General features: G+C 57.8%; 29 protein-coding genes. All 29 read left to right on the forward strand.

All coding sequences use genetic code 11. From position 1 onward, the window contains the following. Window positions 1–131: 131 nt before the first annotated feature. The 29 genes from A6764_RS02710 (at window position 132) to A6764_RS02850 (ending at window position 25,336) form a co-directional block, all read left to right on the forward strand. Complete coding sequence (locus A6764_RS02710) at window positions 132–341, forward strand: AtpZ/AtpI family protein (RefSeq protein ID WP_029100374.1); 210 nt, start codon at window positions 132–134, stop codon at window positions 339–341. 11 nt (window positions 342–352) lie between these two features. After that, the gene (locus tag A6764_RS02715) at window positions 353–721 is read left to right on the forward strand and encodes an ATP synthase subunit I (protein ID WP_029100373.1); all 369 of its coding nucleotides are present in this window, start codon (window positions 353–355) and stop codon (window positions 719–721) included. A 76-nt stretch (window positions 722–797) separates the two neighbouring features. Then, window positions 798–1,613 carry a F0F1 ATP synthase subunit A gene (gene atpB, locus A6764_RS02720; RefSeq protein WP_065067433.1) on the forward strand — a complete coding sequence of 272 codons (816 nt, stop codon included), beginning with the start codon at window positions 798–800 and terminating at the stop codon, window positions 1,611–1,613. Window positions 1,614–1,661: 48 nt separating this feature from the next. Continuing rightward, window positions 1,662–1,883: a F0F1 ATP synthase subunit C gene (gene atpE, locus A6764_RS02725; protein WP_029100371.1), complete on the forward strand. Its 222-nt coding sequence runs from the start codon at window positions 1,662–1,664 to the stop codon at window positions 1,881–1,883. Window positions 1,884–2,143: 260 nt separating this feature from the next. Further along, the gene (atpF, locus tag A6764_RS02730) at window positions 2,144–2,647 is read left to right on the forward strand and encodes a F0F1 ATP synthase subunit B (RefSeq protein WP_035296097.1); all 504 of its coding nucleotides are present in this window, start codon (window positions 2,144–2,146) and stop codon (window positions 2,645–2,647) included. After that, on the forward strand, window positions 2,644–3,171 hold the full coding sequence (locus A6764_RS02735; protein WP_065067432.1) for a F0F1 ATP synthase subunit delta: 528 nt from the start codon (window positions 2,644–2,646) through the stop codon (window positions 3,169–3,171). The genes atpF and A6764_RS02735 overlap by 4 nt, the downstream gene beginning before the upstream one ends. Before the next feature lie 29 nt (window positions 3,172–3,200). Continuing rightward, complete coding sequence (atpA, locus tag A6764_RS02740) at window positions 3,201–4,712, forward strand: F0F1 ATP synthase subunit alpha (protein ID WP_065067431.1); 1,512 nt, start codon at window positions 3,201–3,203, stop codon at window positions 4,710–4,712. Between the two features lie 75 nt (window positions 4,713–4,787). Continuing rightward, on the forward strand, window positions 4,788–5,651 hold the full coding sequence (atpG, locus tag A6764_RS02745) for an ATP synthase F1 subunit gamma (RefSeq protein ID WP_029100367.1): 864 nt from the start codon (window positions 4,788–4,790) through the stop codon (window positions 5,649–5,651). Between the two features lie 47 nt (window positions 5,652–5,698). Beyond that, window positions 5,699–7,108 (forward strand): F0F1 ATP synthase subunit beta, encoded by a 1,410-nt coding sequence (gene atpD, locus A6764_RS02750; RefSeq protein WP_029100366.1) that lies wholly within the window; start codon window positions 5,699–5,701, stop codon window positions 7,106–7,108. Between the two features lie 27 nt (window positions 7,109–7,135). Further along, window positions 7,136–7,540, forward strand: coding sequence for a F0F1 ATP synthase subunit epsilon (locus A6764_RS02755; RefSeq protein WP_065067430.1), 405 nt, complete (start codon window positions 7,136–7,138; stop codon window positions 7,538–7,540). A gap of 184 nt (window positions 7,541–7,724) precedes the next feature. Then, window positions 7,725–8,465 (forward strand): DUF6042 family protein, encoded by a 741-nt coding sequence (locus A6764_RS02760; RefSeq protein WP_029100364.1) that lies wholly within the window; start codon window positions 7,725–7,727, stop codon window positions 8,463–8,465. A 252-nt stretch (window positions 8,466–8,717) separates the two neighbouring features. Further along, a complete protein-coding gene (locus tag A6764_RS02765; RefSeq protein WP_029100363.1) occupies window positions 8,718–9,089 on the forward strand; it encodes an NADH-quinone oxidoreductase subunit A in 372 nt (123 codons plus the stop codon). Beyond that, window positions 9,080–9,598, forward strand: coding sequence for a NuoB/complex I 20 kDa subunit family protein (locus A6764_RS02770; protein WP_029100362.1), 519 nt, complete (start codon window positions 9,080–9,082; stop codon window positions 9,596–9,598). The genes A6764_RS02765 and A6764_RS02770 overlap by 10 nt, the downstream gene beginning before the upstream one ends. Continuing rightward, on the forward strand, window positions 9,595–10,659 hold the full coding sequence (locus tag A6764_RS02775) for an NADH-quinone oxidoreductase subunit C (protein WP_264622387.1): 1,065 nt from the start codon (window positions 9,595–9,597) through the stop codon (window positions 10,657–10,659). Before A6764_RS02770 ends, A6764_RS02775 begins: the two co-directional genes overlap by 4 nt. A gap of 3 nt (window positions 10,660–10,662) precedes the next feature. After that, window positions 10,663–11,811 (forward strand): NADH-quinone oxidoreductase subunit D, encoded by a 1,149-nt coding sequence (locus A6764_RS02780; protein ID WP_065067429.1) that lies wholly within the window; start codon window positions 10,663–10,665, stop codon window positions 11,809–11,811. Continuing rightward, a complete protein-coding gene (gene nuoH / locus A6764_RS02785) occupies window positions 11,808–12,821 on the forward strand; it encodes an NADH-quinone oxidoreductase subunit NuoH (protein ID WP_176703311.1) in 1,014 nt (337 codons plus the stop codon). Before A6764_RS02780 ends, nuoH begins: the two co-directional genes overlap by 4 nt. Before the next feature lie 42 nt (window positions 12,822–12,863). Beyond that, on the forward strand, window positions 12,864–13,277 hold the full coding sequence (gene nuoI / locus A6764_RS02790; protein ID WP_029100358.1) for an NADH-quinone oxidoreductase subunit NuoI: 414 nt from the start codon (window positions 12,864–12,866) through the stop codon (window positions 13,275–13,277). 2 nt (window positions 13,278–13,279) lie between these two features. Then, complete coding sequence (locus A6764_RS02795; RefSeq protein ID WP_029100357.1) at window positions 13,280–13,789, forward strand: NADH-quinone oxidoreductase subunit J; 510 nt, start codon at window positions 13,280–13,282, stop codon at window positions 13,787–13,789. Continuing rightward, the gene (gene nuoK, locus A6764_RS02800) at window positions 13,786–14,097 is read left to right on the forward strand and encodes an NADH-quinone oxidoreductase subunit NuoK (RefSeq protein WP_029100356.1); all 312 of its coding nucleotides are present in this window, start codon (window positions 13,786–13,788) and stop codon (window positions 14,095–14,097) included. The genes A6764_RS02795 and nuoK overlap by 4 nt, the downstream gene beginning before the upstream one ends. An 18-nt stretch (window positions 14,098–14,115) precedes the next feature. Then, entirely contained in the window at window positions 14,116–16,032 is a 1,917-nt protein-coding gene (gene nuoL / locus A6764_RS02805) for an NADH-quinone oxidoreductase subunit L (protein WP_029100355.1), read from the forward strand. Further along, window positions 16,022–17,557, forward strand: a complete 1,536-nt coding sequence (locus tag A6764_RS02810) for a complex I subunit 4 family protein (protein WP_044898613.1) — start codon at window positions 16,022–16,024, stop codon at window positions 17,555–17,557. Before nuoL ends, A6764_RS02810 begins: the two co-directional genes overlap by 11 nt. A gap of 3 nt (window positions 17,558–17,560) precedes the next feature. After that, window positions 17,561–19,087 carry an NADH-quinone oxidoreductase subunit NuoN gene (gene nuoN / locus A6764_RS02815; RefSeq protein ID WP_035296081.1) on the forward strand — a complete coding sequence of 509 codons (1,527 nt, stop codon included), beginning with the start codon at window positions 17,561–17,563 and terminating at the stop codon, window positions 19,085–19,087. Window positions 19,088–19,210: 123 nt separating this feature from the next. Next, a complete protein-coding gene (locus A6764_RS02820; RefSeq protein WP_065067428.1) occupies window positions 19,211–19,441 on the forward strand; it encodes a DUF1146 family protein in 231 nt (76 codons plus the stop codon). A gap of 139 nt (window positions 19,442–19,580) precedes the next feature. Then, window positions 19,581–20,327 (forward strand): YwmB family TATA-box binding protein, encoded by a 747-nt coding sequence (locus A6764_RS02825; RefSeq protein ID WP_065067427.1) that lies wholly within the window; start codon window positions 19,581–19,583, stop codon window positions 20,325–20,327. 18 nt (window positions 20,328–20,345) lie between these two features. Continuing rightward, window positions 20,346–21,671 (forward strand): UDP-N-acetylglucosamine 1-carboxyvinyltransferase, encoded by a 1,326-nt coding sequence (gene murA, locus A6764_RS02830; protein ID WP_029100350.1) that lies wholly within the window; start codon window positions 20,346–20,348, stop codon window positions 21,669–21,671. 169 nt (window positions 21,672–21,840) lie between these two features. After that, window positions 21,841–22,845, forward strand: coding sequence for a stage II sporulation protein D (gene spoIID, locus A6764_RS02835; RefSeq protein WP_065067426.1), 1,005 nt, complete (start codon window positions 21,841–21,843; stop codon window positions 22,843–22,845). Between the two features lie 91 nt (window positions 22,846–22,936). Next, window positions 22,937–23,677: a M23 family metallopeptidase gene (locus A6764_RS02840; RefSeq protein ID WP_065067425.1), complete on the forward strand. Its 741-nt coding sequence runs from the start codon at window positions 22,937–22,939 to the stop codon at window positions 23,675–23,677. Between the two features lie 242 nt (window positions 23,678–23,919). Then, on the forward strand, window positions 23,920–24,204 hold the full coding sequence (gene spoIIID / locus A6764_RS02845) for a sporulation transcriptional regulator SpoIIID (RefSeq protein WP_003388385.1): 285 nt from the start codon (window positions 23,920–23,922) through the stop codon (window positions 24,202–24,204). A gap of 115 nt (window positions 24,205–24,319) precedes the next feature. After that, a complete protein-coding gene (locus A6764_RS02850) occupies window positions 24,320–25,336 on the forward strand; it encodes a rod shape-determining protein (protein ID WP_029100347.1) in 1,017 nt (338 codons plus the stop codon). The last annotated feature ends 4 nt before the right edge of the window (window positions 25,337–25,340 follow it).

The following is a 25,340-nucleotide window of genomic DNA, read 5'->3' on the forward strand; positions in this document are numbered from 1 at the left end:
TTCAAATGTGAACGCTTTGTGTACAGAACGAGCCGCACGTTGACAAAGGGAATAAATCTTCGTTAATATGGATGAGGGCAAAGGGGCACTTGACACCTGCCCTCTCCTTGTGTATGAAAGGGGGCGGTCCAGTGCCGAAAATCGATAATCCGTGGCGGGCCATCACGCTGGTCAGCCTGATCGGCGCCGATCTGGCCGTCTGCGTCATCGCAGGCGTCTATCTGGGCAGGTACGTCGACAGCCTGCTGGCCACCAAACCGTGGTTCATGATGATCGGATTGCTCGCCGGATTGGGTATAGGCGTGTACAGCGTCTACCGCATAGTCCGCGGTTACCTGTAGGGAGATTGAACATGCAAACGTTTACTTCGGCTATGCGAGCGGCTTTCCGCTATGCTTTTGTTTGTATGGCCCTGGTTGCGATACTCTGGGCCCTGTTGCCTCAGTATCGAATGTTTTTGCAAAGCCTCCTGCTTGGTATGGGCGGAAGTGTCCTCAGCGGCACGCTGCTGGCCAGCAAAACCTGGCGGATCGGCCAGATGGCTGTCGATCCGAATGTGCGGCCGAAAGGAACTGGCATGCTGCAGCGCCTTCTCGTGGCCGGATTTGCCGTCTTTATGACAATCCGCTTTCCCCATCTGTTTGTGCTTTCCGGCGTGCTGATCGGCCTTTTCCTCTTTCAAGTTCTAGGCTTCTTTTTTGTTTATCGCTCCTTCAAATAGATTGGATTGACAAGCATTTTTTTCGATCTGACTTTGTTGGTGCAACAGATTCGCACGGAAGAAAGGGGTGAAATACATGCATTACTCTTTGCGATTTGAATGGTTGGGCATGGTGTTTGACATCTCGACCATCATTGCAATTGTGGTTACAGCCTTGATTGTGCTGTTCTTCTGCATCGGGATGACCCGCAACCTCACCTCTGGCGTTCCCGGAGGCAGGCAAAACGTGATGGAGTGGATTGTCGATTTCGTCGCCGGCATCACCAAAAGCTACATCGAGCCGAAAAAGGCCGCCGGTTATGTCTCGCTGGCGCTGACGCTGTTCCTCTACATCTTCTTCGGGAACCAGCTTGGCCTTCTGTTCAACGTAAACACAGCGATTCACAACAATCCTGCAGAGAATCAGTATGTGAGCGATACCGTCAAAGACATGCTGACGCTCTCCACGACGGAAGAGGCCAAGAAGGAGAAGCTGGCGAAGCTGGAGGAGGAGATTAACGATCCTCACGGCCACGGCGCCTCCATCGGCTGGTGGAAATCGCCGACCGCCACTCCGAGCGTAACCTTTGCGCTGGCATTGGTGGTTCTTCTGTACGCCCACTACCTGGGGATGAAGAAAAGCTTTGGCGGCTGGCTCAAGCACACGTTCCTGAACCCGATTCACATCCTCGAAGAGTTCATCATCAAGCCGCTGACGCTTCCGTTGCGTCTATTCGGTAACATCTTCGCGGGCGAGGTTCTCATCGCGTTCCTGCTTGGCGTGGGGATCTTCGGCAGCATTCCGCTGTTCCTGTGGCTGGGCTACTCCGTATTCGTCGGCTCGGTCCAAGCCTTTATCTTCACCACGCTGGCGATGGTGTACATTTCTCAACAAGTGAATGACCAACATTAATTCGCAGTAGATGTTTATTTTTCACAACACTAAGGAGGTATTTTTACAATGGAAGGTTTGGCTCTTGCAATCGGTATCGTATTTGGTCTGGCTGCTCTGGGTGCAGCAATCGGCAACTCCCTGGTAATTTCCCGTACAATTGAAGGCGTAGCTCGCCAACCGGAAGCACGCGGTAACCTGATGGGTCTGATGTTCCTCGGTCTCGGTCTCGTCGAGGCGGTTCCGATTATCGCGGTTGCGATTGGTTTCATCCTCTTCGGTCGTCTGTAAGCGAGCGAACAATCGAAATGATAGGCGGGGGCTTGACCTTCGCCTCTATTTTGGTCAATGGGCGGTGAACGCGTTCCCATTGACACCGGTGTCGGCTGAGCGCGACGTCCCGTACGGCGCACCGCCGACACTCGCACATCTTGTGCGTCGCTGCGCGGCTCGCCTCGCCAGGTGCGCGGCGATGCCACGTTTTCTTGCGGAAACAAACGGCTTTACCCGTAGAGATACATTCTCCTGTTTGCAAGGAAGGAGTGAAACGAATGCTCGACTTTGGTGCCGTAGCCCTCGAATGGGGCTCGCTCTTGACCCAAGCTATCGTATTCCTGCTGCTGCTGCTGGCGGTTCGCAAGTTTGCCATGGGCCCGATCGTGGCTGTCATGGAAAAGCGTCGTCAGCATATCGAAAACGAAATCACCACGGCTGAGCGCAGCCGCAAAGAAGCGGAAGCACTGCTGGCCGAACAGCGCCGCGTGCTGGACGAAGCTCGCCTCGAAGCCAAATCGATCATCGACCGCGCGACGAAGCAGGCGTCCGATGAAGCAGCCAAAATCGTGGCTGACGCCCAAGCTGCCGCTGAACGTCTGAAAGCGGACGCAAGCGCGGAACTGGCGCGTGAAGTGGAGAAAGCGAAAGCGGAACTGCGCGACCAAATGACCGGTCTGTCCGTTCTGCTCGCGTCCAAGATCATCGAGAAAGAACTGGATGAAGCGACGCAAAAAGCGACTGTTGACAAATTCCTCGCTCAAGTGGGAGATCGCCTATGAGCGGCGCGGTAAGCAAGCGCTACGCTCGCGCCCTGTTTGAAGTAGCCAGCGAGCGTGGGAAGCTCGACCAGATTGAAGCGGATCTGAAGGCGGTCGTGGACGCGATTGAACAGAACGCCGATCTGAGCAAGATCCTGCTCCACCCGCACATCGCGCGTGCGGCGAAAAAATCGCTGGCCGACGACCTGTTCAAACGCCATGTGAGCGAAGAGACGCACAACTTCCTCAACGTCCTGATCGACAACGGACGTGAGGGACAACTGGTGGACATCTACCGCTCCTTTGTGCGGATGGCCAACGACGCGCGCGGCATCGCCGAAGCGACCGTGACCAGCGCCAAGCCGCTGAGTGCCGAAGAACAGGCGGAGCTGGCGGAAAAGCTCGGACAAAAGCTGAACAAAAAGCTGCGCGTGCAAACGGTCGTGGACCCGTCCATTCTGGGCGGCGTCGTGATCAAGATCGGCGACCGGCTGTACGACGGCAGCATCAAGACGAAACTGGAACACTTCGCGCATCAGCAATAAGATCGTTTGGATGAATGGGGTGAATAATCGTGAGTGCAATCAGACCAGAAGAGATTAGCTCCCTCATCAAAGAGCGGATCGCTAATTTTACATCTGAAATCGAAGTTGTGGACGTAGGCACGGTCATTCAGATCGGTGACGGTATCGCACGCGTTCACGGTTTGGAAAAAGCCATGGCGGGGGAACTGCTCGAGTTCCAAAACGGCGTCATGGGCATGGTACTCAACTTGGAAGAGGACAACGTGGGTGTCGTTATTCTCGGTCCGTTCCGCGACATTAAAGAAGGCGACACCGTTAAGCGCACCGGCCGCATCATGGAGGTGCCGGTGGGCGAAGCGCTGCTCGGTCGCGTGGTAAACCCGCTCGGTCAGCCGCTTGACGGCCTCGGCCCGATCAACACGACGCAATTCCGTCCGGTCGAAAGCCCGGCCCCTGGCGTTATGGCGCGGAAATCCGTTCACGAGCCGCTGCAAACCGGTATCAAGGCGATCGACGCGATGATTCCGATCGGCCGCGGTCAGCGCGAGCTGATCATCGGTGACCGCCAAACCGGTAAAACGGCTGTGGCGCTGGACACCATCATCAACCAAAAAGGCCAAAACATGATTTGTATCTACGTGGCAATCGGCCAAAAGCAATCGACCGTTGCCAACATCGTGGAAACCCTGCGCAAGCACGGTGCCCTGGAGTACACCATCGTGGTGTCCGCGACGGCGTCCGACCCGGCTCCGCTCCTGTTCCTGGCTCCGTACGCAGGTGTAACCATGGGTGAATACTTCATGTACAAAGGACAGCACGTCCTCTGCGTGTACGACGACCTGTCCAAGCAAGCGGCGGCATACCGCGAAATGTCCCTCCTGCTCCGCCGTCCTCCGGGCCGCGAAGCGTATCCGGGTGACGTCTTCTACCTGCACTCCCGTCTGCTGGAGCGTGCTGCGAAGCTCTCCGACGAGATGGGCGCCGGTTCCCTGACCGCACTGCCGTTCATCGAAACGCAAGCGGGTGACATTTCCGCGTACATTCCGACCAACGTGATCTCCATCACCGACGGTCAGATCTTCCTGGAGACCGACCTGTTCAACGCCGGTCAGCGCCCTGCGGTAAACACGGGTCTTTCCGTATCCCGTGTAGGTGGCGCGGCGCAGATCAAGGCGATGAAAAAGGTAGCCGGTCCGCTCAAGCTGGAGCTGGCCCAATACCGCGAGCTGGCAGCGTTTGCGCAGTTCGGTTCCGACCTGGACAAGGCGACGCAAGCCCGTTTGACCCGCGGTCAGCGCCTGATGGAAATCATGAAACAAAACCAATTCGATCCGATGCCGGTGGAGAAGCAGGTTGCCATCATCTACACGGCAACCAAAGGCTATCTCGACGATATTCCGGTAGAGGATGTACGCCGTTTCGAGAAGGAATTCCTCTCCTACCTCGATTCCAACAAGCCGCATCTGCTGGAACACATTCGCACGACGAAAGAGCTTCCGGATGAAAAAGAACTGAACGCAGCGATCGAAGAGTTCAAAAAAGGCTTTTCGGTTAGCCGCTAAGCGGATATAGAATGAGATCTGTTGCATGCCGGCCGTCTGCGGTTCGGCATGCACCCCCAAGGTGGTGAAAAGTGAGTGGCTAAAGGAATACGCGAAATTCGAGGCCGTATCAAAAGCTTTAAGAATACGCGTCAAATCACCAAGGCGATGAAGATGATGGCGGCAGCGAGACTTCGCCGCGCCCAGGAGAAAGCGGAAGCGGCACGTCCGTACGCGCGCAAGATCCGGGAGGTCATTGCCAGCATCGCGAGCGGCACGACTGCGGTAAAACATCCGATGCTGGAATCCCGGCCGGTGAAAAAGACCGGGTACATCGTCATCACCTCGGACCGCGGCATGGCTGGCGGCTATAACGGAAACATCATTCGGAAAGTGCTCCAGACCATCAAGGAAAAGCACAAATCGCAGGACGAATACGCCATCTTTGTGCTGGGGCGCAAAGGGCGCGATTTTTTCCGCAAGCGCAACTACCCGGTCATCGATGAGGTCGTGGGACTGCCGGGCAACCCGACGTTTGCCGACATCAAGAAAATCGCCAGCGCGGCGGTTCAGATGTTTGCCGACGAAAAAATCGACGAGCTGTACCTTTGCTACAATGAATTCCAAAGTGCCATTTCGCAAGTGCCGACGGTCACCCGCCTGCTCCCGCTGAACGCTGTGGAGAGCGGGGAACAGCGCAAGGTGAACTACGAATACGAACCGTCCGCCGAAGAAGTGCTGTCGGTGCTGCTGCCGAAATATGCAGAAACGCTCGTGTACAGCGCGCTCCTGGATGCGAAGGCGTCCGAGGAAGGAGCCCGCATGACCGCGATGGGCAACGCAACGGACAATGCAACCGCCATGATCGACAAACTGACGCTGGAGTACAACCGTGCCCGTCAGGCGGCCATTACCCAAGAGATCTCCGAAATCGTCGCAGGTGCGAATGCGCAAGCGTAATGTCTAGGTAAACGCCCAAATCAGTTTCACAGGAGGGAAGAAGTAAGATGGCGAAAGGACGCGTGGTTCAGGTAATGGGTCCCGTTGTAGACATCGAGTTTGAACGCGGACACCTGCCTGCCATTTACAATGCGATCAAGATTCAACACAAAGCGCAAAACGCGGGGGAGCGCGACATTGATTTGACCGTTGAGGTTGCGGTTCACCTGGGCGACAACCGCGTACGTACCGTTGCGATGGCATCCACCGACGGTCTTGTGCGCGGCATGGAAGCGATTGACACCGGTGCTCCGATTTCCGTACCGGTTGGTCAGGTAACCCTGGGCCGTGTATTCAACGTGCTGGGTGAACCGATCGACCTGAAGGAACTGGGCGAAGTGGAGCGCCGTGACCCGATCCACCGCAAAGCGCCGGAATTTGTGGAACAAGCGACGACCGTAGAAATTCTCGAAACCGGGATCAAGGTGATCGACCTGCTCGCACCGTACATCAAGGGCGGCAAGATCGGTCTGTTCGGCGGTGCCGGCGTAGGGAAAACCGTTACCATCCAAGAGCTGATCAACAACATCGCGCAGGAGCACGGCGGTATCTCCGTATTCGCCGGCGTAGGCGAACGCACGCGTGAAGGGAACGACCTGTACCACGAGATGAAAGACGCAGGCGTTCTGCCGAAAACCGCGATGGTGTTCGGTCAGATGAACGAACCGCCGGGTGCGCGTCTGCGCGTGGCGCTGACCGGTCTGACCATGGCGGAGTACTTCCGCGACGAAGAAGGCCGCGACGTGCTGCTGTTCATCGACAACATCTTCCGCTTTACCCAGGCGGGTTCCGAGGTATCCGCGCTGCTGGGCCGCATGCCGTCCGCGGTAGGTTACCAGCCGACGCTGGCAACCGAGATGGGGCAACTGCAAGAGCGCATTACCTCCACGAAAAAAGGTTCCGTAACGTCCATCCAGGCGATCTACGTACCGGCGGACGACTACACCGACCCGGCTCCGGCTACGACCTTCGCACACTTGGACGCCACCACCAACCTGGAGCGTTCCATCGCCGAGCTGGGTATCTTCCCTGCGGTTGACCCGCTCGCATCCACTTCCCGTGCGCTGTCCCCGGACATCGTCGGACAAGAGCACTACGAAGTGGCGCGCGGCGTGCAAAAAATCCTGCAGCGCTACAAAGAGCTCCAGGACATCATCGCGATCCTGGGTATGGACGAGCTGAGCGACGAAGACAAGCTGATCGTAGCTCGCGCCCGCCGCATCCAGCGCTTCCTGTCCCAGCCGTTCCACGTGGCCGAGCAGTTTACCGGCTTCCCGGGCAAATACGTCCCGCTCAAGGAAACGGTCCGCAGCTTCAAGGAAATCCTGGAAGGCAAGCACGACGATCTGCCTGAGGCGGCATTCCTCTACGTTGGTACGATTGAGGAAGCGGTTGAGAAAGCGAAGACCATGGCGTAAGACACCCTGGAAAGGGGAGACCAGTAAGTGAGCAAGATGACAGTGGAAGTCGTAACTCCTGAACGGGTTGTCTACAGCGGCGAAGCCAGCATGGTCATTGCCCGAGGCGTGCAGGGGGATCTCGGTATTTTGCCGAACCACATGCCGCTGGTAACCCCGCTGAAAATAGCGCCTGTTCGGATCAAGACGGAAGGCGAGAAAGAGATTCGCATGGCCGTAAGCGGCGGGTTCATGGAAGTTCGCGGCGACAAGGTGACGATTTTGGCCGAGACGGCAGAACTTCCGGAGGACATTGACGTGGAACGCGCCAAGGCGGCAAAAGAACGCGCCGAAAAGCGTTTGATCGACAAGCATCCGGACCTCGACATTCGCCGTGCCGAACGCGCCCTGCAGCGCGCCATGGCTCGTCTCGATGTGACCAACAATCTGTAAGCAAACATCCCCGCGCCACCCGGCTGCGGGGATTTTTCCTGTAGCGGGACGATTTTTTTCCAGTTGGTACTGACCTGCGGTTTCCGTTATAATAAACCTAATGCTCTGCCGAGGCGTGCCGTTTGCCCGGAAAGGCGAAGGGGCGGGACGGCACTGGCGATCGGAAAGAAGGAGAGTGTAAGTCATGCAAACCATTCGCGATATTCGCAATAACCAAACAGGCGTAGTCATTCCCAGCGGATATACGGCAAACGGCTGGTACAACGTGCTGTCTCATGACATGAACGTCCTGTTTCAAGCGCTGTGCTACGTGGTAACCAAATGCGAAAGCAAGGAAGAAATGAAGAAGCAGTTGGACGGCTTCAAAGGACTGCAGCACGTGTTTTCCACGCCGAAGAAGGAAAAGTTCAAGTCGGAAGAAGACTACAACGCCTACGTAGCGCACGTGGAGAAACACAAGGAGTTCCTGGAGCGCTCCGGCTATCAGTACCCGACATCCCGCGAGGAGGCCATCGAACTGCTGACCAAGTGGGGGCTGGTTCTGGACAAGGGCGACGTGTGGGACATCCCCGTTTATCCGTTCCCGGACACGATGGATTTGTTCCAACTGACCGAGGCGGAACAGTTTGCCCTGACGCACATCAAGCTGGAGGCATTGGTCCATCCGATGTTCAGCCGTTTGGTGTTGAAGCTGCATGAGCACGAGGAAAACACCTTTACCTACACCAAGGCAGAACTGAAAGAGATGCTGAACACCAATGACGCGATGCTGACCGAAGTGCTGATCAAGCTGACGCCGTATATGGAAGAGCCAATTGACAACTTGCTGGAGATTCCGGACGACCAGCCGATGACCTTCACGGTCGTATGGGAGCGCATCTACGAGGATTTCCTCGGGCAGGAGTTCTCCTCGAATGTTCAATAAAACCGGATTCTTGTGGTTTGGAAAAACTTAGGGACGATTCCCTAAGTTTTTTCCTTTTCTTGTAAGGGGGGGCTTTCGTTAGACACTCGTTTGGCGATTTGCTATAATGATGAAGGTATTTTTTTCTAACAGTGTCAGATTGGATCAACAGCGTGACCTGCTTCCGGATGCTGCACGAAAAAAGACCAGTGTCGTTGAATCGGCATCGCGTTCGAAATTTTTCATATTTTTCACAGAGCGGAGGGAACGTCGGTGAGTGAGGTCTACACCAACAATTACGTGATTGTGGCGATTTTCCTGATCCTTGGGGTGCTGCTGCCGGTGGCAACCGTGAGCATCATCGGACCGCTGCTGCGTCCCAAGAAGCCGACGCCGGAAAAGCAAGCCACCTATGAAAGCGGTAACATTCCCGTTGGGGACAGTTGGGTGCGCTTCAACGTCAAGTACTACATCTTCGCCCTGCTGTTTGTCATTTTTGATGTGGAAACCCTCTTTCTCTATCCATGGGCGGTCGCCTACAACCAGTTGGGCCTGTTTGCCCTGGTGGAGATGGTGATTTTTATTACCTTGCTGGTGGTTGGATTGATCTACGCTTGGAGAAAGAAGGTGCTGGAATGGAACTAGATCTCACGAGCATCGCGCCTGAACTGCAGGAAGAACTGAATCGCAACGTCATGTTTACGACGCTGGAAACGATCAAGGGGTGGGTGAGGAGCAATTCCCTCTGGCCGCTGACGTTTGGGTTGGCCTGCTGTGCCATCGAGATGATGGGAACCGGCGGCTCCCGCTACGACCTTGACCGCTTTGGCGTCATTTTCCGTGCCTCCCCGCGTCAGTCCGACGTGATGATCGTGGCCGGCACGGTGACCAAAAAAATGGCGCCGCTGCTGCGCAGATTGTACGACCAAATGCCGGAACCCAAATGGGTCATCGCCATGGGCTCCTGTGCCACGGCGGGCGGGCCGTACGTGAGATCGTACAGCGTGGTGAAAGGCGTAGACCAGATCGTGCCGGTCGATGTGTACATTCCGGGCTGTCCGCCCAACCCCGCAGCGCTGATTTACGGCATTAACAAGCTGCAGGAGAAGATTCGCTACGAGGCGAAGACCGGAAAGCGGGTGACCAGCCAATGAGCGACGAAAAGCGCAAACCGACGCCGGAAGAAAAAGCGAAGGCTGCGGCAGAGGCCCGTGCCAAGGCGGAGGCATTGCGAAAAGCGAAAGAACAGCAGGCGGAGGGGACAGAGCAAACAGCGGCAGCCCCTTCGGATGCGCAGGCCGCAGGCGGCGAAACGTCTGAAGCTCAGCCAGCCGCGTCCAAGCCCGTCTCGGAAATGACGCCGGAGGAAAAGGCGAAGGCAAAAGCGGCGGCGGCAGCAGCCGCAGCGGCGAAGGCAAAGGCCGCGCGAGAAGCGGCAGAGGCCGGCGGAGCAGGAAAGACGACAGGCGACGATGCCGACGCCAAGGCGAAAGCGGCAGCGGCGGCCAAGGCAAAAGCGGCGGCAGCAGCAGCCGCAGCGGCGAAGGCAAAGGCCGCGCGAGAAGCGGCAGAGGCCGGCGGAGTGGGAGAGACGACAGGCGGCGACGCCGACGCCAAGGCGAAAGCTGCAGCGGCGGCCAAGGCAAAAGCGGCGGCAGCAGCAGCCGCAGCGGCGAAAGCAAAGGCCGGCGGGGCGGCAGGAGCGGACGAGACAGCGGCAGCGCCCAAACCGCCTTCCAAAAATCAGCCGTATCTGGACAAATACGTGGCCCGTATTTCCGAAACATTCGGTGCGGACGTGCTGGAAGCAGCCTATATCAACGAGCTGTCCAAAGACGTTCCGACGCTGGTGGTGAAAAACGAGCGCTGGCATGAAGTGGCCCGGTTTCTGAAAGAAGACGAGGCGCTGGCGTTCGACTACCTGTCCGATCTGCACGGCGTCGATTACGAAGACCGCATGGAAGTGTACTATCATTTCTATTCCTACAAAAATCGGCAGAGCCTGGCGGTAAAGGTCAAAACCAACCGCGAACAACCGAGTGTCCCGTCTGTTATGGACATCTGGCGCGGTGCCGATTGGAGCGAACGGGAAACATTCGACCTATTGGGCATTTATTTCCCGGGACATACCAAATTGCGTCGAATTTTGCTGCCGGACGAGTGGGTCGGCTATCCGCTGAGAAAAGATTACGTGCAGTACGACGAGGAGGTGTAGCAGATGAACCGCGACATCCTATTGACGAATGCCACGACATCTCCTGAGTCGGGCATCCGGACGGAAGAAATGCTCCTCAACGTCGGACCGCAGCACCCCAGTACCCACGGCGTATTGCGCCTGGTCGTCAAGATTGACGGGGAGACCATCAAGGAAGCGACTCCCGTGATGGGCTATCTCCACCGGGGGACGGAAAAGCTGGCGGAAAACCTGACGTATACGCAGATCATTCCCTATACCGACCGGATGGACTACGTCTCGGCCATGACCAACAACTACGTCCTTTGTCACGCCGTCGAGACGATGATGGGCGTGGAAGTGCCGGAGAGGGCCCAATTCCTGCGGCTGATCGCGATGGAGCTGAACCGCGTGGCCAGCCACCTGGTCTGGTGGGGGACGTACCTGCTGGACATCGGGGCGATGGGACCGTTCCTGTACGCCTTCCGCGACCGGGAAAGCATCCTGGATTTGTTCAATGAGCTGTGCGGAGCGCGGATGACGTTCAACTACATGCGCATCGGCGGCGTGAAGTGGGATGCACCGCCGGGCTGGATCGACAAGGTAAAAGAGTTTGTCCAATACATGAAAAAGGAATTGAACAATTACCACAAATTGGTGACTGGCAACGAGATTTTCATCAACCGGCTGCGGGGAATCGGCAAATTCGACCAGAAGACCGCGCTGGATTATTCGCTTTCCGGCGTGATGCTGCGGTCCACCGGGGTGAAGTGGGACCTGCGCAAAGACGAGCCGTACTGCATCTACGACCGTTTCGAATTTGACGTGCCGACGGCTACCGAAGGCGACTGCCTGGCGCGTTACCATTTGCGGATGGCGGAGATCGAACAGTCACTGCGCATTCTTGAGCAGGCGCTCGATCAATTTCCCACCGAGGGAGAAGTCATGGGCAAAGTGCCCCGCGTCATTCGTCCGCCTGCGGGCGAGGCGTACGTGCGGATCGAGTCGCCGCGCGGGGAGATCGGCTGCTACATCGCCAGCACCGGCAAGGATAAGCCGTGGCGCCTGAAGTTCCGCCGCCCGTCGTTCCACAATCTGCAGATCCTGCCCAAGCTGTTGGAGGGCGAAAACATCGCCAACATGGTGGCCATCCTGGGCAGCATCGACATCGTGCTCGGGGAGGTTGACTGCTGATGAGCGATCTGTTGCAACAAACGCCCTCATGGGGCACCGCGCTCTGGTTCGCTCTGGCGGCGGTGGCGCTGCTGCTCGTCGTGCTGGGGTTCGTCACCTACGCGATCTATTTTGAACGCAAGGTGATTGGCTGGATGCAGTTGAGGATTGGTCCCAACCGTGTCGGTCCCCTGGGTCTGCTGCAGACGGTGGCTGACGTGGCCAAACTGCTGTTGAAGGAAGACACAAGGCCGCAGCACGCCGACAAGGCGCTGTTTACGCTGGCACCCATCCTGGCGTATGCGCCCGCGTTTGGCGTCCTGGCCGTCATGCCGTTTACGGACAGCATTCGCTTTGCCGATCTGGGCATCGGCCTGCTCTACTACATCGCCTTGTCCGGCATCACCGTTCTGGGCGTGATCACGGCAGGCTGGGCTTCCAACAACAAGTATTCGCTGATCGGCGGATTGCGCTCCGCCGCGCAGATGATCAGCTACGAAGTGCCGCTGGTCATGTCCGTGGTGGGGGTTGTGCTGATGACCGGCAGCATGAACCTGCGGGACATCGTGTTGGCGCAGCAGGACGTGTGGAATATCGTGCCGCAGTTTCTCGGTTTTGCGGTCTTCATCGTGGCGGCGCAGGCGGAGCTGAACCGCACGCCGTTCGACCTGCCGGAGGCCGAATCGGAGCTGGTGGCCGGCTACCACGTGGAGTACTCCGGGTTCCGCTTTGCCATGTTCATGCTGGCGGAATACGTCTACATGTTCGGTATGGGCGCCCTGGTGACCATCCTGTTTTTGGGCGGCTGGCTGCCGATTCATCCGAGTCTTTCCTTCATTCCGGGAATTGTCTGGTTTGTTCTCAAATTCTCGCTCTACGTCTTTTTCCAGTTCTGGGTGCGTGCGACGTTCCCCCGTCTGCGCGTCGACCAGTTGATGTCGTTTGCCTGGAAAGTACTCCTGCCGCTGGCGCTCTTGAACATCCTGCTGACCGCCGTGGTGATTTCCTTCCAAAACGGCATGTTCTCCTAGACGCCGAGCCGTATCACGATCTTGTCCAGAGGGGTGACACACATGCTAGGACTGGCCAAAGGCCTGGGGTATACGTTTAAAAAGCTGACCGAGAAAAAAGTGACCCATTTCTACCCGGACGTGCCCTTTCCGATGCCGCCTCGGTTTCGCGGCATTCAGCACTTCTCGCCGGAAAAATGCATCGTCTGCAACCAGTGCGCGCGCATCTGCCCGACGGAGTGCATCCAGCTGACGGGCAAACCCCATCCCGATCCGGAGAAAAAGGGGAAAATCATCGACACCTACGACATCAACTTTGAAATCTGCATCCTGTGCGACCTCTGTACGGAGGTGTGCCCGACGGAAGCGATCGTGATGACCAACAACTACGAGCTGGCCGTGTACAGCCGGGACGAGTTGTACAAGGACCTGAAATGGCTGGACGACAACAATACCAACGTCAGGGAGGAGAATTAGTCATGACCGGCGAATTTCTGGCCTTTTTCATCCTCTCCCTTCTGACGATCGGCGGCGCGGTCTTCATGATCAGCTTCACCCGGGTGGTGCACATGGTCATTTCGCTCGGGATCACGTTTATCAGCATCGCCGGCCTGTTCGTGCTGCTGGGGGCCGAGTTTGTCGGCGTGGCCCAGGTGCTGGTATACTCGGGCGCCATATCCATCCTGATGCTGTTCGGGATCATGCTCACCAAACACAACGCTTCCGACGAAGGGACGGGACGTTCCTGGAAGAACATCTTCAGCCTGGTGTTTGTCGCCGGCCTGTTCGGCCTGATGTTCTGGGGCATCCAAAAGACCGTGTGGACGGCGCCGCCGGAGGGAGCCGCAGCGCAGACGGCCAGCGTCAAGCAGCTCGGCGTGGAGATTTTCACGAAGTACGTCATTCCGTTTGAACTGGTATCCGTCCTGCTGCTGGTGGCGCTGGTGGGCGCGATCATCATGGCGAAAAAGGAGGGGGACAGCGAATGAGCGTAAACATTACCTCCTATTTGCTGGTGGCCCTGATTCTGTTTTGCGTCGGATTGTACGGGGCGCTGACCAAGCGAAACGCGGTCATTGTGCTGCTGTCCATCGAACTGATGCTGAATGCGGTCAACATCAACCTCGTGGCGTTCGCCAAGTACGGGCTGTTCCCGGCCGTGACGGGGCAGATCTTCACCCTGTTCACGATGACGGTGGCAGCAGCCGAAGTGGCGGTGGGGCTGGCGATCCTCATCGCGCTGTACCGCAACAAGGAGACCGTCAACGTGGACGAGATGGATTCGATGAAACGCTAGACGAAAAGGAGGACAAAGATGGATACCCTTATGCAATACGCGTGGCTGATTCCTCTGTTTCCGCTTCTTGCTTTCATCGTGATCGTCTCGTTTGGCCGTCAGTTGAAAGAAGGAGCTGCCGCCGTCGGGATCCTGTTGACCGCCGTGTCGTTTGGGGTGGCGGCGCTGACGTTCTGGCAGAGGTTTCAGGAGGGAGCGTCCGATTACACGTTCTCCCTCGACTGGCTGCAGGTGGGCGACATCGTCATCACCATGGGCTTTGAAGTGAACCAACTGAATGCCATGATGCTGGTGATCGTCACGCTGGTCAGCCTGCTGGTGCAAATCTATTCCAAGGGATACATGCACGGAGACGAGCGTTTCCCCGTGTTTTACCAATACCTGGCCCTGTTCACCTTTTCCATGCTGGGCCTGGTGATCTCACCCAACCTGCTGCAGGTCTACATCTTCTGGGAGCTGGTAGGGGTCTGCTCGTTCCTTTTGGTGGGCTACTACTACTTCAAGCCGGAGGCCAAGGCGGCGGCGAAAAAGGCGTTCATCGTCACGCGGATTGGCGACCTGGGCTTGTTTATCGGCATCTGCCTCTTGTTCTGGTGGACCGGTAGCTTTGAGTTCACGCAAATTTTTGACAGCATTGCGCTCGGCAAGCTGGAGCCGTGGATGATTACGCTGGCGGCGATCCTGATCTTCGTCGGCGCGGTCGGCAAGTCCGGTCAGTTCCCGCTGCACACCTGGCTGCCGGACGCGATGGAAGGGCCGACGCCGGTGTCCGCCCTGATCCACGCGGCGACGATGGTGGCGGCCGGCGTTTACCTGGTGGCGGCCACGTATCCGCTGTTTCTCGCTTCAGAAACGGCGCTTGACGTGGTGGCCTACGTCGGCGGCTTTACGGCCATTTTTGCCGCATCCATCGGCCTGACGCAGCGCGACATCAAACGGGTGCTCGCCTACTCGACGGTCAGCCAGTTGGGTTACATGATGCTGGCGCTGGGGGTGGCCGGCGCGGCCGGCTATGTGGCGGGGACGTTCCACCTGATGACGCACGCGTTTTTCAAGGCGCTGCTGTTCCTCGCGGCCGGCAGTGTCATCCACGCGGTACATACCCAGGACGTGTTTGAGATGGGCGGTCTGTGGAAAAAGATGCCGGTGACCGCGCTGACGTTTTTGATCGGCTGTCTGGCGATTGCGGGGATTTTTCCGTTTGCCGGCTTCTGGTCCAAAGAGGCGATTCTCAGCGCCGTGTACGAGGCGCACCGCTTTGACCTGCTGTGGCTGGCGATCATCGCCGCGTTCTTCACCGCGTTTTACATGTTCCGGCTGTTCTTCCTGACGTTTGCCGGGGAGCCGCGGGGCAGGCGCGACGGGCACGAATCGCCGGGGGTCATGACCGGCCCGCTGCTGATCCTGGCCGTGTTGGCCATCGGGGCCGGCTTTGTCAACACGCCGTACGCCCCGTATCTGACGAAATGGCTGCTTTCCGGCGAAACCGGCGCGGCCATTACCGCCGGATTTGGCGAGGGAACGGGCCATGCCGCCGCCTGGCTGCAGATCGTGGCGCTGTTGGTCTCGCTCCTGGGCATTGTGCTGGCGTATCTGATGTACGGCAAGCGCTACATTCCGGCGGACGCCATCCCGGAAGCGATGCCGTGGCTGTATCAATTGTCCTACCGCAAATACTACATCGACGAACTGTATCACTACGTCATCGTCCGTCCGCTCGGCTGGCTCGGACTGCTGCTGGATCTGATCGACCGGTACGTGGTGGACGGTCTCGTGGCCCTGACCGCGAAAATAACCAGAGGCATCGGCTCGCTGCATGCCCGGGCACAAAACGGCCAGGTGCAGTCGTACGGGGCCGTGGTGCTGTTCGGCTTGCTGCTGTTGGTTGTCGCGATCAGCCTGACGGCGCAGGGAGGTGGATTCTTTGGTCAATAGTATCCTGCTTAGTTTGATCGTCTTTTCGCCGCTGCTGGCCATCCTGATCCTGGCGTTCGTCCCGCGTCATCAGGGCGGTGTGATCAAACAGATTGGGGTGCTGGGCACGCTGCTGCCGCTGGCGCTGTCCTTGATGCTGTTCGCCGCCTTCAACTACGAGACGGCGGAGCCGCAATTTGTCGAGAGCGCCAAGTGGATTTCCATCCCGATCGGGTTCGCCCAAGGGGGGGCGATGTTTACGTTTGACCTCGCCTACGAGCTGGGAGTGGACGGCGTCTCGATGCCGCTGATCGTCCTGACGGCGCTTGTCGGTACGCTGGCGGCGGTCGCCTCCTGGCAGGTCAAAAAACGGCTGAAGGAATACTTCATCCTGTTTCACCTGCTGTTGATCGGCATGCTGGGCGTATTCGCCGCGCAAAACCTGTTTCTGTTCTTTATCTTCTTTGAACTGACGCTGGTGCCGACCTTTTTTCTGATCGGCATCTGGGGATACGGAGAGCGCGAACGGGCGGCCAACAAGTTCCTGCTGTACAACGGGATCGGGTCGGCGGTCATGCTGATCGCCTTTATCGTGCTGTTTGTCTTCCTGCAAACGCTGAACATGGAGAAGATCGCGACGATTTTGGCATCGACCGACCATCCGGCCGCCGCCGCGATGACGCCGGCGTTCCGCTTCGGCCTGTTTCTCGCCTTGTTCATCGCGTTTGCGGTCAAGCTGCCTGTGTTCCCGTTCCACACCTGGATGTTGAAGGTACACGTGCAGGCGCCGCCGGCGATTGTCATGATCCACTCCGGCATCCTGCTGAAAATGGGGGCATACGGGCTTTTGCGCATGGGCATCGGCTTTTTCCCCGAACAGGCGTACCAGTTTGCCGGGTGGATGGCGGTGCTGGGGCTGATCAACATCCTGTACGGAGCGGTGCTCGCCTTTGTGCAGAAGGATTTGAAAATGGTGCTGGCCTACTCCAGTATCAGCCACATGGGCATCGTATTGCTGGGATTTGCCGCGATGAACACGATCGGGTTTCAGGGAGCGATGTTCCAGGTGGTCTCTCACGGCTTCATCTCCGCGCTGCTGTTCTTCCTGATCGGCGTGATCTGGGAACGGACGCAAACTTCGATGATCAGCGAGCTGGGCGGCCTGGCCAAATCGATGCCGTTTGTGAGCGGCATCCTGCTGACGGCGGGGATGGCCTCCCTGGGACTGCCGGGCATGTCCGGCTTTATCAGCGAATTCTTCGCCTTCCTGGGGTTGTTTGGCGACAGGCCGGTTCACGCCGCGATCGGTACGCTGGGCATCGTGTTGACGGCCGCCTATCTGCTGCGGGCGATCCTGCGCACGACGTTTGGCCCAACGCCGGAACGGCTGAAGGGCTTGGCCGACGCCCAGCCGATGGAAGTGGTGCCGATGGTGGTGCTGCTCGGCTTCATCATCCTGATCGGGGTCTATCCCGCGGTGCTCGGCAATCCGATGCAGCAGACTCTGAAAACGCTCGTACCCATCGTGACGGGGATAGGAGGGTAATCCATGGACGTAAATACTATCTTCTCGTATGACTGGAGCTACCTTCTGCCCGAATGGATCATTCTCGGCTTTGCCACCTTCCTGTCTCTCCTGGACCTGTTTGCCGGAAAACGGCTGGGCAAAACGGTGCTGGGCTGGCTGACCCTGGTCGGCGTCGTGCTGGCCGGCGTGTTTGTCTTCGTCACTATGAACGCGCTCGACAAACCGTACAGCTACATGGCGGACATGATCCGGATCGACGACTACGGCAACGCGTTCAAGCTGCTGTTCCTGGCGGGCGCGGCCTTTACCCTGCTGCTGTCGATTCCCTACATGAAGCAGGGCGAAGTGAAGCACAGCGGCGAATACTACTACCTGCTGCTGACCGGCCTGCTCGGCGCGATGGTGATGGCGTCGTCGGCCGACCTGATCACACTCTTTGTCGGGCTGGAACTGCTGTCGCTCTCCTCGTACGTGCTGGTCGGATTGCGCAAAACGTCGCTGCATTCCAACGAATCGGCATTCAAGTACGTCGTGTCCGGCGGCATCGCCACCGCGGTCACGCTGTTCGGGATGTCATACCTGTACGGATTGACGGGAACCACCAACATTTACGAGATTTCCTCCCGGCTGGTTCACGCGTCCTTGGCAGGCTACCAGTTCCTCGTGTACGCCGCGTTTGCCTTTCTCGCGGTGGGGCTGGCGTTTAAAATTTCCGCCGCGCCCAACCACATGTGGGCGCCGGATGTCTACCAGGGGGCGCCGACGCCGGTTACCGCCTTTTTGGCGGTCGTCTCCAAGGCGGCCGGGTTCGCGCTGGTGTTTCGCCTGCTGATGATCGCGTTCTTTCAGGTTCCCGGCGAGGCAGGCCGATTCTTTTTCGAAGAGGGCAGCCTCTATCTGGCCGTGATGGCGGCCGCGTCGATGATCATCGGGAACACCATGGCGCTGCGCCAGACCAACGTCAAGCGGATGATGGCCTACTCCGGGATCGCCCAGGCGGGGTACCTGCTGGTGCCGTTTGTCCCGCCGACGACCCTGTTCTTTGGCGAAGTCATGTTTTACCTGTTCGCCTACCTGCTCGTCATCTTCGGCGCGTTTGCCGTGATCATGGTCGTCACGCGCGACCAGCAGACCGAAGAACTGAAGGCCTTTGCCGGGCTGTACCACCGCTCGCCGCTGCTGGCAGTGTCAATGAGCATCTTCCTGCTGTCGCTGGCGGGGATTCCGATTACGGCCGGTTTCTTCGGCAAGTTCTATCTATTCATGGGCGCCATCGCGCAGGAAAACTACTGGCTGGCGGCGATCATGATCGCGACCAGCGTGGTGTCCTACTACTACTATTTCGGGATCATCCGGCAGATGTACATGCGGCCGGGCACGACCGAAGCGCCGCTCGCGGTGCCAAAGGGCATCGGTGCCTTTGTCCTGGTCCTCGCCGCCGCCACCGTATTCTTCGGCGCGCTTCCGGGCGTCGCCACCAATTATCTGCAGGCGCAGTTCAACCCGTCGTTCAACTTTGGCGACATGCTGCCGCCAGAGTTTCAGTGATGGACGGGCAAACATCAGGTACAATAAAGGGGACGGCTGTCACGACAGGCCGCCCCTTTTTTTGCACAGGCCGCATTTATGGAACCGGGCGGGTTTGCCGATATAGGATAAGGAGGAAAAAACATGCAGCAAGAAATCTACGGGGTTGTCAGCATCATTCTGACTGTGCTCTTCATCGCGCTGAGCTGGTGGGGGCTGCAGGCCATTCGCTTCGATCTGTTTCTGAAAAAACCGGATAGCGCGCAGGCCAAGCTGCTGCAAATCCTGCTGTCGCTCGTGATCGGATACGAAGTGGCCCGCTTTTTCCTTGACTATCTGGGCTGGTCCCTGATGATCGGACATGTTTTCTCCTGACCGCATCCGAACGCAGGCGGTCTGGTCCGCGTATCGGTTCGACGGACGAAGTCTCTCGACGCCCGCTGGTATATCCCTCCAATTTTCCGTGCAAACTAAGAGGTACAAAGAGAAGCACGTGAAAAGGGAGAGGAAGACGATGGGGAAATGGTCGGGGTGGTGGATCCTGCTGCTGTTGGCTGCGGGGGTGACGGTTTGGCGGATGCCCGCAGAGGCGAAGCCGGAACGGCCGGCAGCGGCGCAGCTGCTCGACGCGGTGGAAGGCTCCGGAGCCGAAGGAGTATCGATCCAGGTGCGAATCCGCACGGAATTGGGCCAGGTATCTGGTCCCGCACACATCAAAGAGTTGGCCGAAGCATGGGCACATCGACTTGACATTCCGGTACCGCAAGCCGAACTGACGCGGAAATCCAATCTCCATGTGTACCAAGTCCTGTTTGAACGGCAAGGGGTACAAGGACGGTTCCAGGTCACGGGGGTCCCTCGTCAGGGGGCCTATGATGCATATCTTGTGCTGTCTCTGACCGGAACCCCTGATTCCCTACCATATATAGGTGTGATACAGGACTCTTTCGACAAAGCCCTGACAAAAGCCGACCTGATTCCGCAAATTAGCACTTGTGTTCGCGGAATGTACAGTGTTAAACTGAGTGTTGATCAACAGGAGGGTAAAATTTTGTCGATTTTTCGCACCCTCCACGCAAAAGAACTGGAACGTTTGCAGGACGAGACGGTTGTCAGCATCTCCGGGTACACCCCGGCGTGGAAACCGTTTATCGCGTTAAACGGTAAAACGAAGATGAATCTACAGGTGGCTACACACCGAGACAGCCAATCTGGAACGTGGATCACCGTAGGTACACCGATTATCACAGCGGAATATTAGCACGCGGAGGGGTACACATTGGATAAAATCATTGTCCGCGGTGGTAAGGCATTGGCGGGAAAGGTCAAGGTTTCCGGCGCCAAGAATGCCGTACTCCCTATCATTGCAGCATCCATTCTGGCAGAAAAGGGCACATGCGTCATTCACGACGTACCCGCTCTGGACGATGTCAGAACCATATGCAACCTCTTGAGATCGTTGGGAATTTCCCTTACATATGATCGCGAAGTGCTGACGATTCAGGCTTCCCGGTTGACGAGCGTGGAAGCCTCCTATGAATTGGTTCGCAAAATGCGTGCGTCCTTTCTGGTGATGGGGCCGCTTCTCGCCCGTCAGGGAAAGGCGCGCGTCGCACTTCCCGGGGGTTGCGCCATCGGTACCCGCCCGATCGACCAGCACCTCAAGGGCTTTGAGGCGATGGGCGCCAAAATTGAAATCGGACAAGGTTTCATTGAAGCCAGTGTCGAGGGCCGGTTGAAGGGCGCGAAAATCTACCTGGATATTCCGAGCGTGGGCGCGACGGAAAACATCATGATGGCCGCAGCCCTGGCCGAAGGGACGACCGTGATTGAAAATGCCGCGGAAGAGCCGGAGATTGTGGATCTGGCCAACTTCCTCAACGGCATGGGCGCCAAAATCCGCGGAGCCGGCACCGGGTCGATCCGCATCGAAGGCGTGGAATCGCTCAAGGGCTGCACCCACTGTGTCATTCCGGACCGGATCGAAGCCGGAACGTTTATGGTGGCGGCGGCGATTACCGGCGGCGATGTCTTCATCGAAGGCGCGATTTGCGATCACTTGAAATCAGTCACCGCCAAGCTGAGGGAAATGGGCGTGCAGGTGGACGAGCAGGAAAACGGCATTCGCGTCCGCCGCAGCGGCCCGATCAAGGCGGTTGACGTCAAAACCCTGCCGTATCCCGGCTTCCCGACGGACATGCAGTCGCAGATGATGGCGCTCCTGCTGGTATCGGAAGGCACCAGCATCGTGACGGAAACGGTGTTTGAAAACCGCTTCATGCACGTCGAGGAATTTCGCCGGATGAACGCGAATATCAAGATCGAAGGACGCAGCGCCATTGTGGAAGGCGGTGCCAAGCTGACCGGCAGCAAGGTCACGGCCACCGACCTGCGGGCCGGAGCGGCCCTGGTGCTGGCCGGCCTGGTGGCGGAGGGCGAGACCGAGGTCTCGGGCCTGCACCACATCGACCGGGGCTACGTCAACTTCACGGAAAAGCTGCGCCAACTGGGCGCCGACGTCGAGCGGCTGTCCCCGGAAGCGGATGTTCGCGAAGCGGCGGCGTCCGAGACTGTGAAAGTCAGCTTTTCTCCCAATTTTGCCTGATGGCTGAACAAAAAAGCATAGACAGAGAGACTTCCCTGTGCGGGGAGTCTTTTTTTGTGCCGTACAGGCGAGAAAGGCGCACTTCCGTCTCTCTGACTCTCTCGTTCTACCTCCCGCTGCTTGTACATAGACTGAAATTGTCCAGCACAAAACGGGGAGGAGCTGTCGCATGAAACGTTACCTGATCGTTTGGTTCATCGGTTTGCCGATACTGCTCGTGTTGATGCCTGCCGCACTGGTGTCTCTGTTTTCTCCCCCGTCTAACGGCAGCGCCGACGTGGCTGCCGTCGCCCCGCACGCTCCGGCGTCGAACCGTCCGCCGATCGAGGTCAAGGTGTACCGCACCAACAAAAAGACGGTGGAAACCGTCCCGCTGGAGACGTATATCGAGGGCGTTGTCGCGGCGGAAATGCCGGCCGAATTCGAGATGGAGGCGCTCAAGGCGCAGGCCATGGCGGCGCGCACCTACATCGTCAGACGGCTGAGCGAAAAGAAGTTTGACGACGTTCCGGCGGGGGCGCAGGTATTGGATACGGTCAAACACCAGGCGTACCTGGACGAGCAGCAGCGCAGGAAGCTGTGGAAGGAGCAGTTTGACTGGAAAAACGGGCGCATCCGGCAGGCAGTGCAGGCGACGGCGGGGGTGGTTCTCACCTATCAGGGGGAACCGATCGACGCCACGTTTTTTTCCACCAGCAACGGCTTTACCGAAAACGCCAGCGAGTATTTTGAAAAGCCGGTGCCCTATTTGAAAAGCGTCGCCAGCCCCTGGGACATCCAGTCGCCCAGCTACGAGAAGACGCAGGTGCTGCCGGTGGCCGACCTGGAGCAAAAACTGGGGGTGCGCATCGCACAGGAGACGGCTACCGGGGGGAACTGGTACCGGATCGTGGAACGGACCACGGGCAATCGCGTGGGCAAAATCAGCATCGGCGGCAAGGAATTCAGCGGTCGCGAGTTTCGCGAACGGCTGGGGCTCAACTCCTCGGCCTTTTCCCTGGAACTGCGGGGCGGCCAGGTGTACATCACGACCAAAGGGTACGGGCACGGCGTCGGCATGAGCCAGTGGGGAGCCAACGGGATGGCCAAGGCGGGCAAAAACGCGGAACAGATCGTCAAATACTTTTACCAGGGGATCTCGCTGGAGGACTGCGGCAGCGTCTTGAAAGGCTAGCGCCGCTTTGCGCAAATTTTCAAGATTTCCCTCACTCTCAGGTTTATCCGCCAAAAAACTGGCGATACTGAGGGATGAGGTGATGAATACAATGGAAGATCAAAAAAATCAAAATCAACCGATTCCATTTAAAAAGGCAAGCTCCTGGAAAAACATGTTGGGCAAGAAGTGGGCGTTTCCGGCAATCTACATCGGCACCGCAGCAATCATTCTCGCTATTGTGATGTGGTACCAGAGCAGCGTCACCGATACGGTGCCGGGACAAACCGCAGACAACGGCGGCGTGGCCGTCACGACACCGCAGGACGGCACCGCCATTCCCGCCGATGAATCCGCCGGCAAGGACGGTGCGGTACCGGTGGCGGGCAACCCGCAGCCGCTCGCCTGGCCGGTCGGCAAGGGTGTGAAGTACGAGCAGGGGATGGGCTTCTATGACGAACAGGCGTCCAAGGACGAACAGCAAAAGGCGCTCGTCACGTACAAGGACACGTACATCCCGCATACCGGGATCGACCTGAAAGCGACAGACGGCAAAAGCTTCGATGTCACCGCCGCGCTCGCCGGCAAAGTGACCAAGGTGGGAAACGACCCGCTTGTCGGCTTCAAGGTGGAAATCGAGCACGACGACAAGCTGGTCACGGTCTACCAGAGCCTGGAGAACGTCACCGTGAAGCCGGGCGACCAGGTCACCCAGGGACAGGTGCTGGGAACGGCCGGACGCAACGTCTATGAAAAAGACGCCGGCGTTCACCTCCACTTCGAAGTGCACGTGGACGGGGAGCCAGTCAATCCGGAGCAGTACCTCGTCCAGCCGGAAGCGGAACATCAGTAAGCCGTCCGCTGACGCGAACGCCCAATCCGGGAGCGAACACAAAAGCATGCCAAAAAACCTGCAGGGCCACGTCTCTGCAGGTTTCTTTCTGTTCGCCGGGAAAGCGTGTTGTCGGCCGGGGTGTACACGCTCTTGAAAAAAGATGCGGTCGTGCCGGCTTGTCAGGCTTGGAAACGTAGAATATGTGTCCGCACCCCCCCATATATTGTAACAGACAATGTTGATACAGGGAGGCGAGTAGCGTGCACGACTACATCAAAGAGCGAACCATAAAGATCGGTCGATACATTGTGGAGACGCGCAATACGGTTCGCATGATCGCCAAAGAGTTCGGTGTTTCCAAGAGCACGGTGCACAAAGACCTGACAGAGCGGCTGCCTGAGATAAATCCGGAGTTGGCGAACCAGGTAAAGGAAATTTTGGAGTACCACAAGGCCATCAGACACCTCCGCGGAGGGGAAGCGACCAAGATCAAATACAAACGGAGAAGTAAAAAAGTCCGGGTGGAACAGGAGGAGAGCGTTTAAGCGGTACCGGTTTGCGATGAAAATATTTCCTGACAATAGGAAGAATTTCCTTGTCCTCTCACGTGCAACCGCCTATGATAAATGATAGGAATGAACTGGAACAGGGAGGACTTTCATGTTTGGCAAAGATATCGGAATCGACCTGGGTACGGCCAATGTCTTAATTTTTGTGAAAGGCAAGGGCGTTGTCCTGGATGAACCGTCTGTCGTAGCAATCGACAATCAGACCAATAAAGTACTGGCCGTGGGGAACGAGGCGCGCCGCATGGTAGGGCGCACCCCGGGCAACATCGTGGCGATTCGACCTTTGCGGGACGGGGTTATCGCGGACTTTGAGATCACGGAAGCCATGCTGAAACACTTTTTGGCCAAAATCGGCGGGAAAAGCCTGTTTGCTCGCCCGCGCATTTTGATATGCTGTCCGACCAACATCACCTCGGTGGAGCAGAAAGCGATCCGCGAAGCGGCTGAGCGCAGCGGCGGAGCGCGCGAGGTGTTTATCGAGGAAGAGCCGAAAGTGGCGGCGGTTGGAGCGGGAATGGACATCTTTCAACCTTCCGGCAACATGGTGGTGGATATCGGCGGGGGTACGACCGACGTAGCGGTCCTGTCCATGGGGGACATTGTCACGTCTTCCTCCATCAAAGTAGCGGGCGACAAATTTGACCTGGCCATTATGCGGTACATAAAAACCAAATACAAGCTGCTGATCGGGGAGCGTACGGCCGAGGACATCAAGATGCAAATCGGAACGGTTTCCGGCGGGCGCCAGGACGAAATGGACATTCGCGGCAGGGACATGGTGAGCGGGTTACCGCAGACGATTACCATCCACTCGTACGAAGTCCAGGAAGCCCTGGCCGAGTCGGTGAGTGCGATTGTACAAGCCTCCAAATCCGTTTTGGAACGAACACCTCCGGAGCTTTCTGCCGATATTATTGATAAGGGCGTTTTTCTGACCGGCGGCGGCGCGCTGCTGCACGGGATTGACCAACTGCTGGCCGACGAACTGAAGGTTCCCGTGCTGGTGGCGGAGGATCCGATGATGTGCGTGGCCAAAGGGACGGGCATGATGCTGGACTATCTGGACAAGGCGCCCGCGTATCGGAAAAAGAAGTTTTTCGGGGGGTAATACC

Origin of the sequence: Brevibacillus sp. WF146, assembly GCF_001673705.2 — a bacterium.
GTDB classification, from domain to species: Bacteria; Bacillota; Bacilli; order Brevibacillales; family Brevibacillaceae; genus Brevibacillus; species Brevibacillus thermoruber.

Bases quoted from the DNA above. Each gene is read 5' to 3' on its own strand.
- atpF (WP_035296097.1), top strand. From the start codon at position 2,144: ATGCTCGACTTTGGTGCCGTAGCCCTCGAATGGGGCTCGCTCTTGACC.
- A6764_RS02715 (WP_029100373.1), top strand. From the start codon at position 353: ATGCAAACGTTTACTTCGGCTATGCGAGCGGCTTTCCGCTATGCTTTT.
- atpD (WP_029100366.1), top strand. From the start codon at position 5,699: ATGGCGAAAGGACGCGTGGTTCAGGTAATGGGTCCCGTTGTAGACATC.
- atpE (WP_029100371.1), top strand. From the start codon at position 1,662: ATGGAAGGTTTGGCTCTTGCAATCGGTATCGTATTTGGTCTGGCTGCT.
- A6764_RS02820 (WP_065067428.1), top strand. From the start codon at position 19,211: ATGCAGCAAGAAATCTACGGGGTTGTCAGCATCATTCTGACTGTGCTC.
- A6764_RS02795 (WP_029100357.1), top strand. From the start codon at position 13,280: ATGACCGGCGAATTTCTGGCCTTTTTCATCCTCTCCCTTCTGACGATC.
- A6764_RS02840 (WP_065067425.1), top strand. From the start codon at position 22,937: ATGGAAGATCAAAAAAATCAAAATCAACCGATTCCATTTAAAAAGGCA.
- nuoK (WP_029100356.1), top strand. From the start codon at position 13,786: ATGAGCGTAAACATTACCTCCTATTTGCTGGTGGCCCTGATTCTGTTT.
- nuoI (WP_029100358.1), top strand. From the start codon at position 12,864: ATGCTAGGACTGGCCAAAGGCCTGGGGTATACGTTTAAAAAGCTGACC.
- spoIID (WP_065067426.1), top strand. From the start codon at position 21,841: ATGAAACGTTACCTGATCGTTTGGTTCATCGGTTTGCCGATACTGCTC.
- A6764_RS02850 (WP_029100347.1), top strand. From the start codon at position 24,320: ATGTTTGGCAAAGATATCGGAATCGACCTGGGTACGGCCAATGTCTTA.
- A6764_RS02775 (WP_264622387.1), top strand. From the start codon at position 9,595: ATGAGCGACGAAAAGCGCAAACCGACGCCGGAAGAAAAAGCGAAGGCT.
- nuoN (WP_035296081.1), top strand. From the start codon at position 17,561: ATGGACGTAAATACTATCTTCTCGTATGACTGGAGCTACCTTCTGCCC.
- atpB (WP_065067433.1), top strand. From the start codon at position 798: ATGCATTACTCTTTGCGATTTGAATGGTTGGGCATGGTGTTTGACATC.
- A6764_RS02735 (WP_065067432.1), top strand. From the start codon at position 2,644: ATGAGCGGCGCGGTAAGCAAGCGCTACGCTCGCGCCCTGTTTGAAGTA.
- nuoL (WP_029100355.1), top strand. From the start codon at position 14,116: ATGGATACCCTTATGCAATACGCGTGGCTGATTCCTCTGTTTCCGCTT.
- A6764_RS02780 (WP_065067429.1), top strand. From the start codon at position 10,663: ATGAACCGCGACATCCTATTGACGAATGCCACGACATCTCCTGAGTCG.
- A6764_RS02770 (WP_029100362.1), top strand. From the start codon at position 9,080: ATGGAACTAGATCTCACGAGCATCGCGCCTGAACTGCAGGAAGAACTG.
- A6764_RS02760 (WP_029100364.1), top strand. From the start codon at position 7,725: ATGCAAACCATTCGCGATATTCGCAATAACCAAACAGGCGTAGTCATT.
- A6764_RS02825 (WP_065067427.1), top strand. From the start codon at position 19,581: ATGGGGAAATGGTCGGGGTGGTGGATCCTGCTGCTGTTGGCTGCGGGG.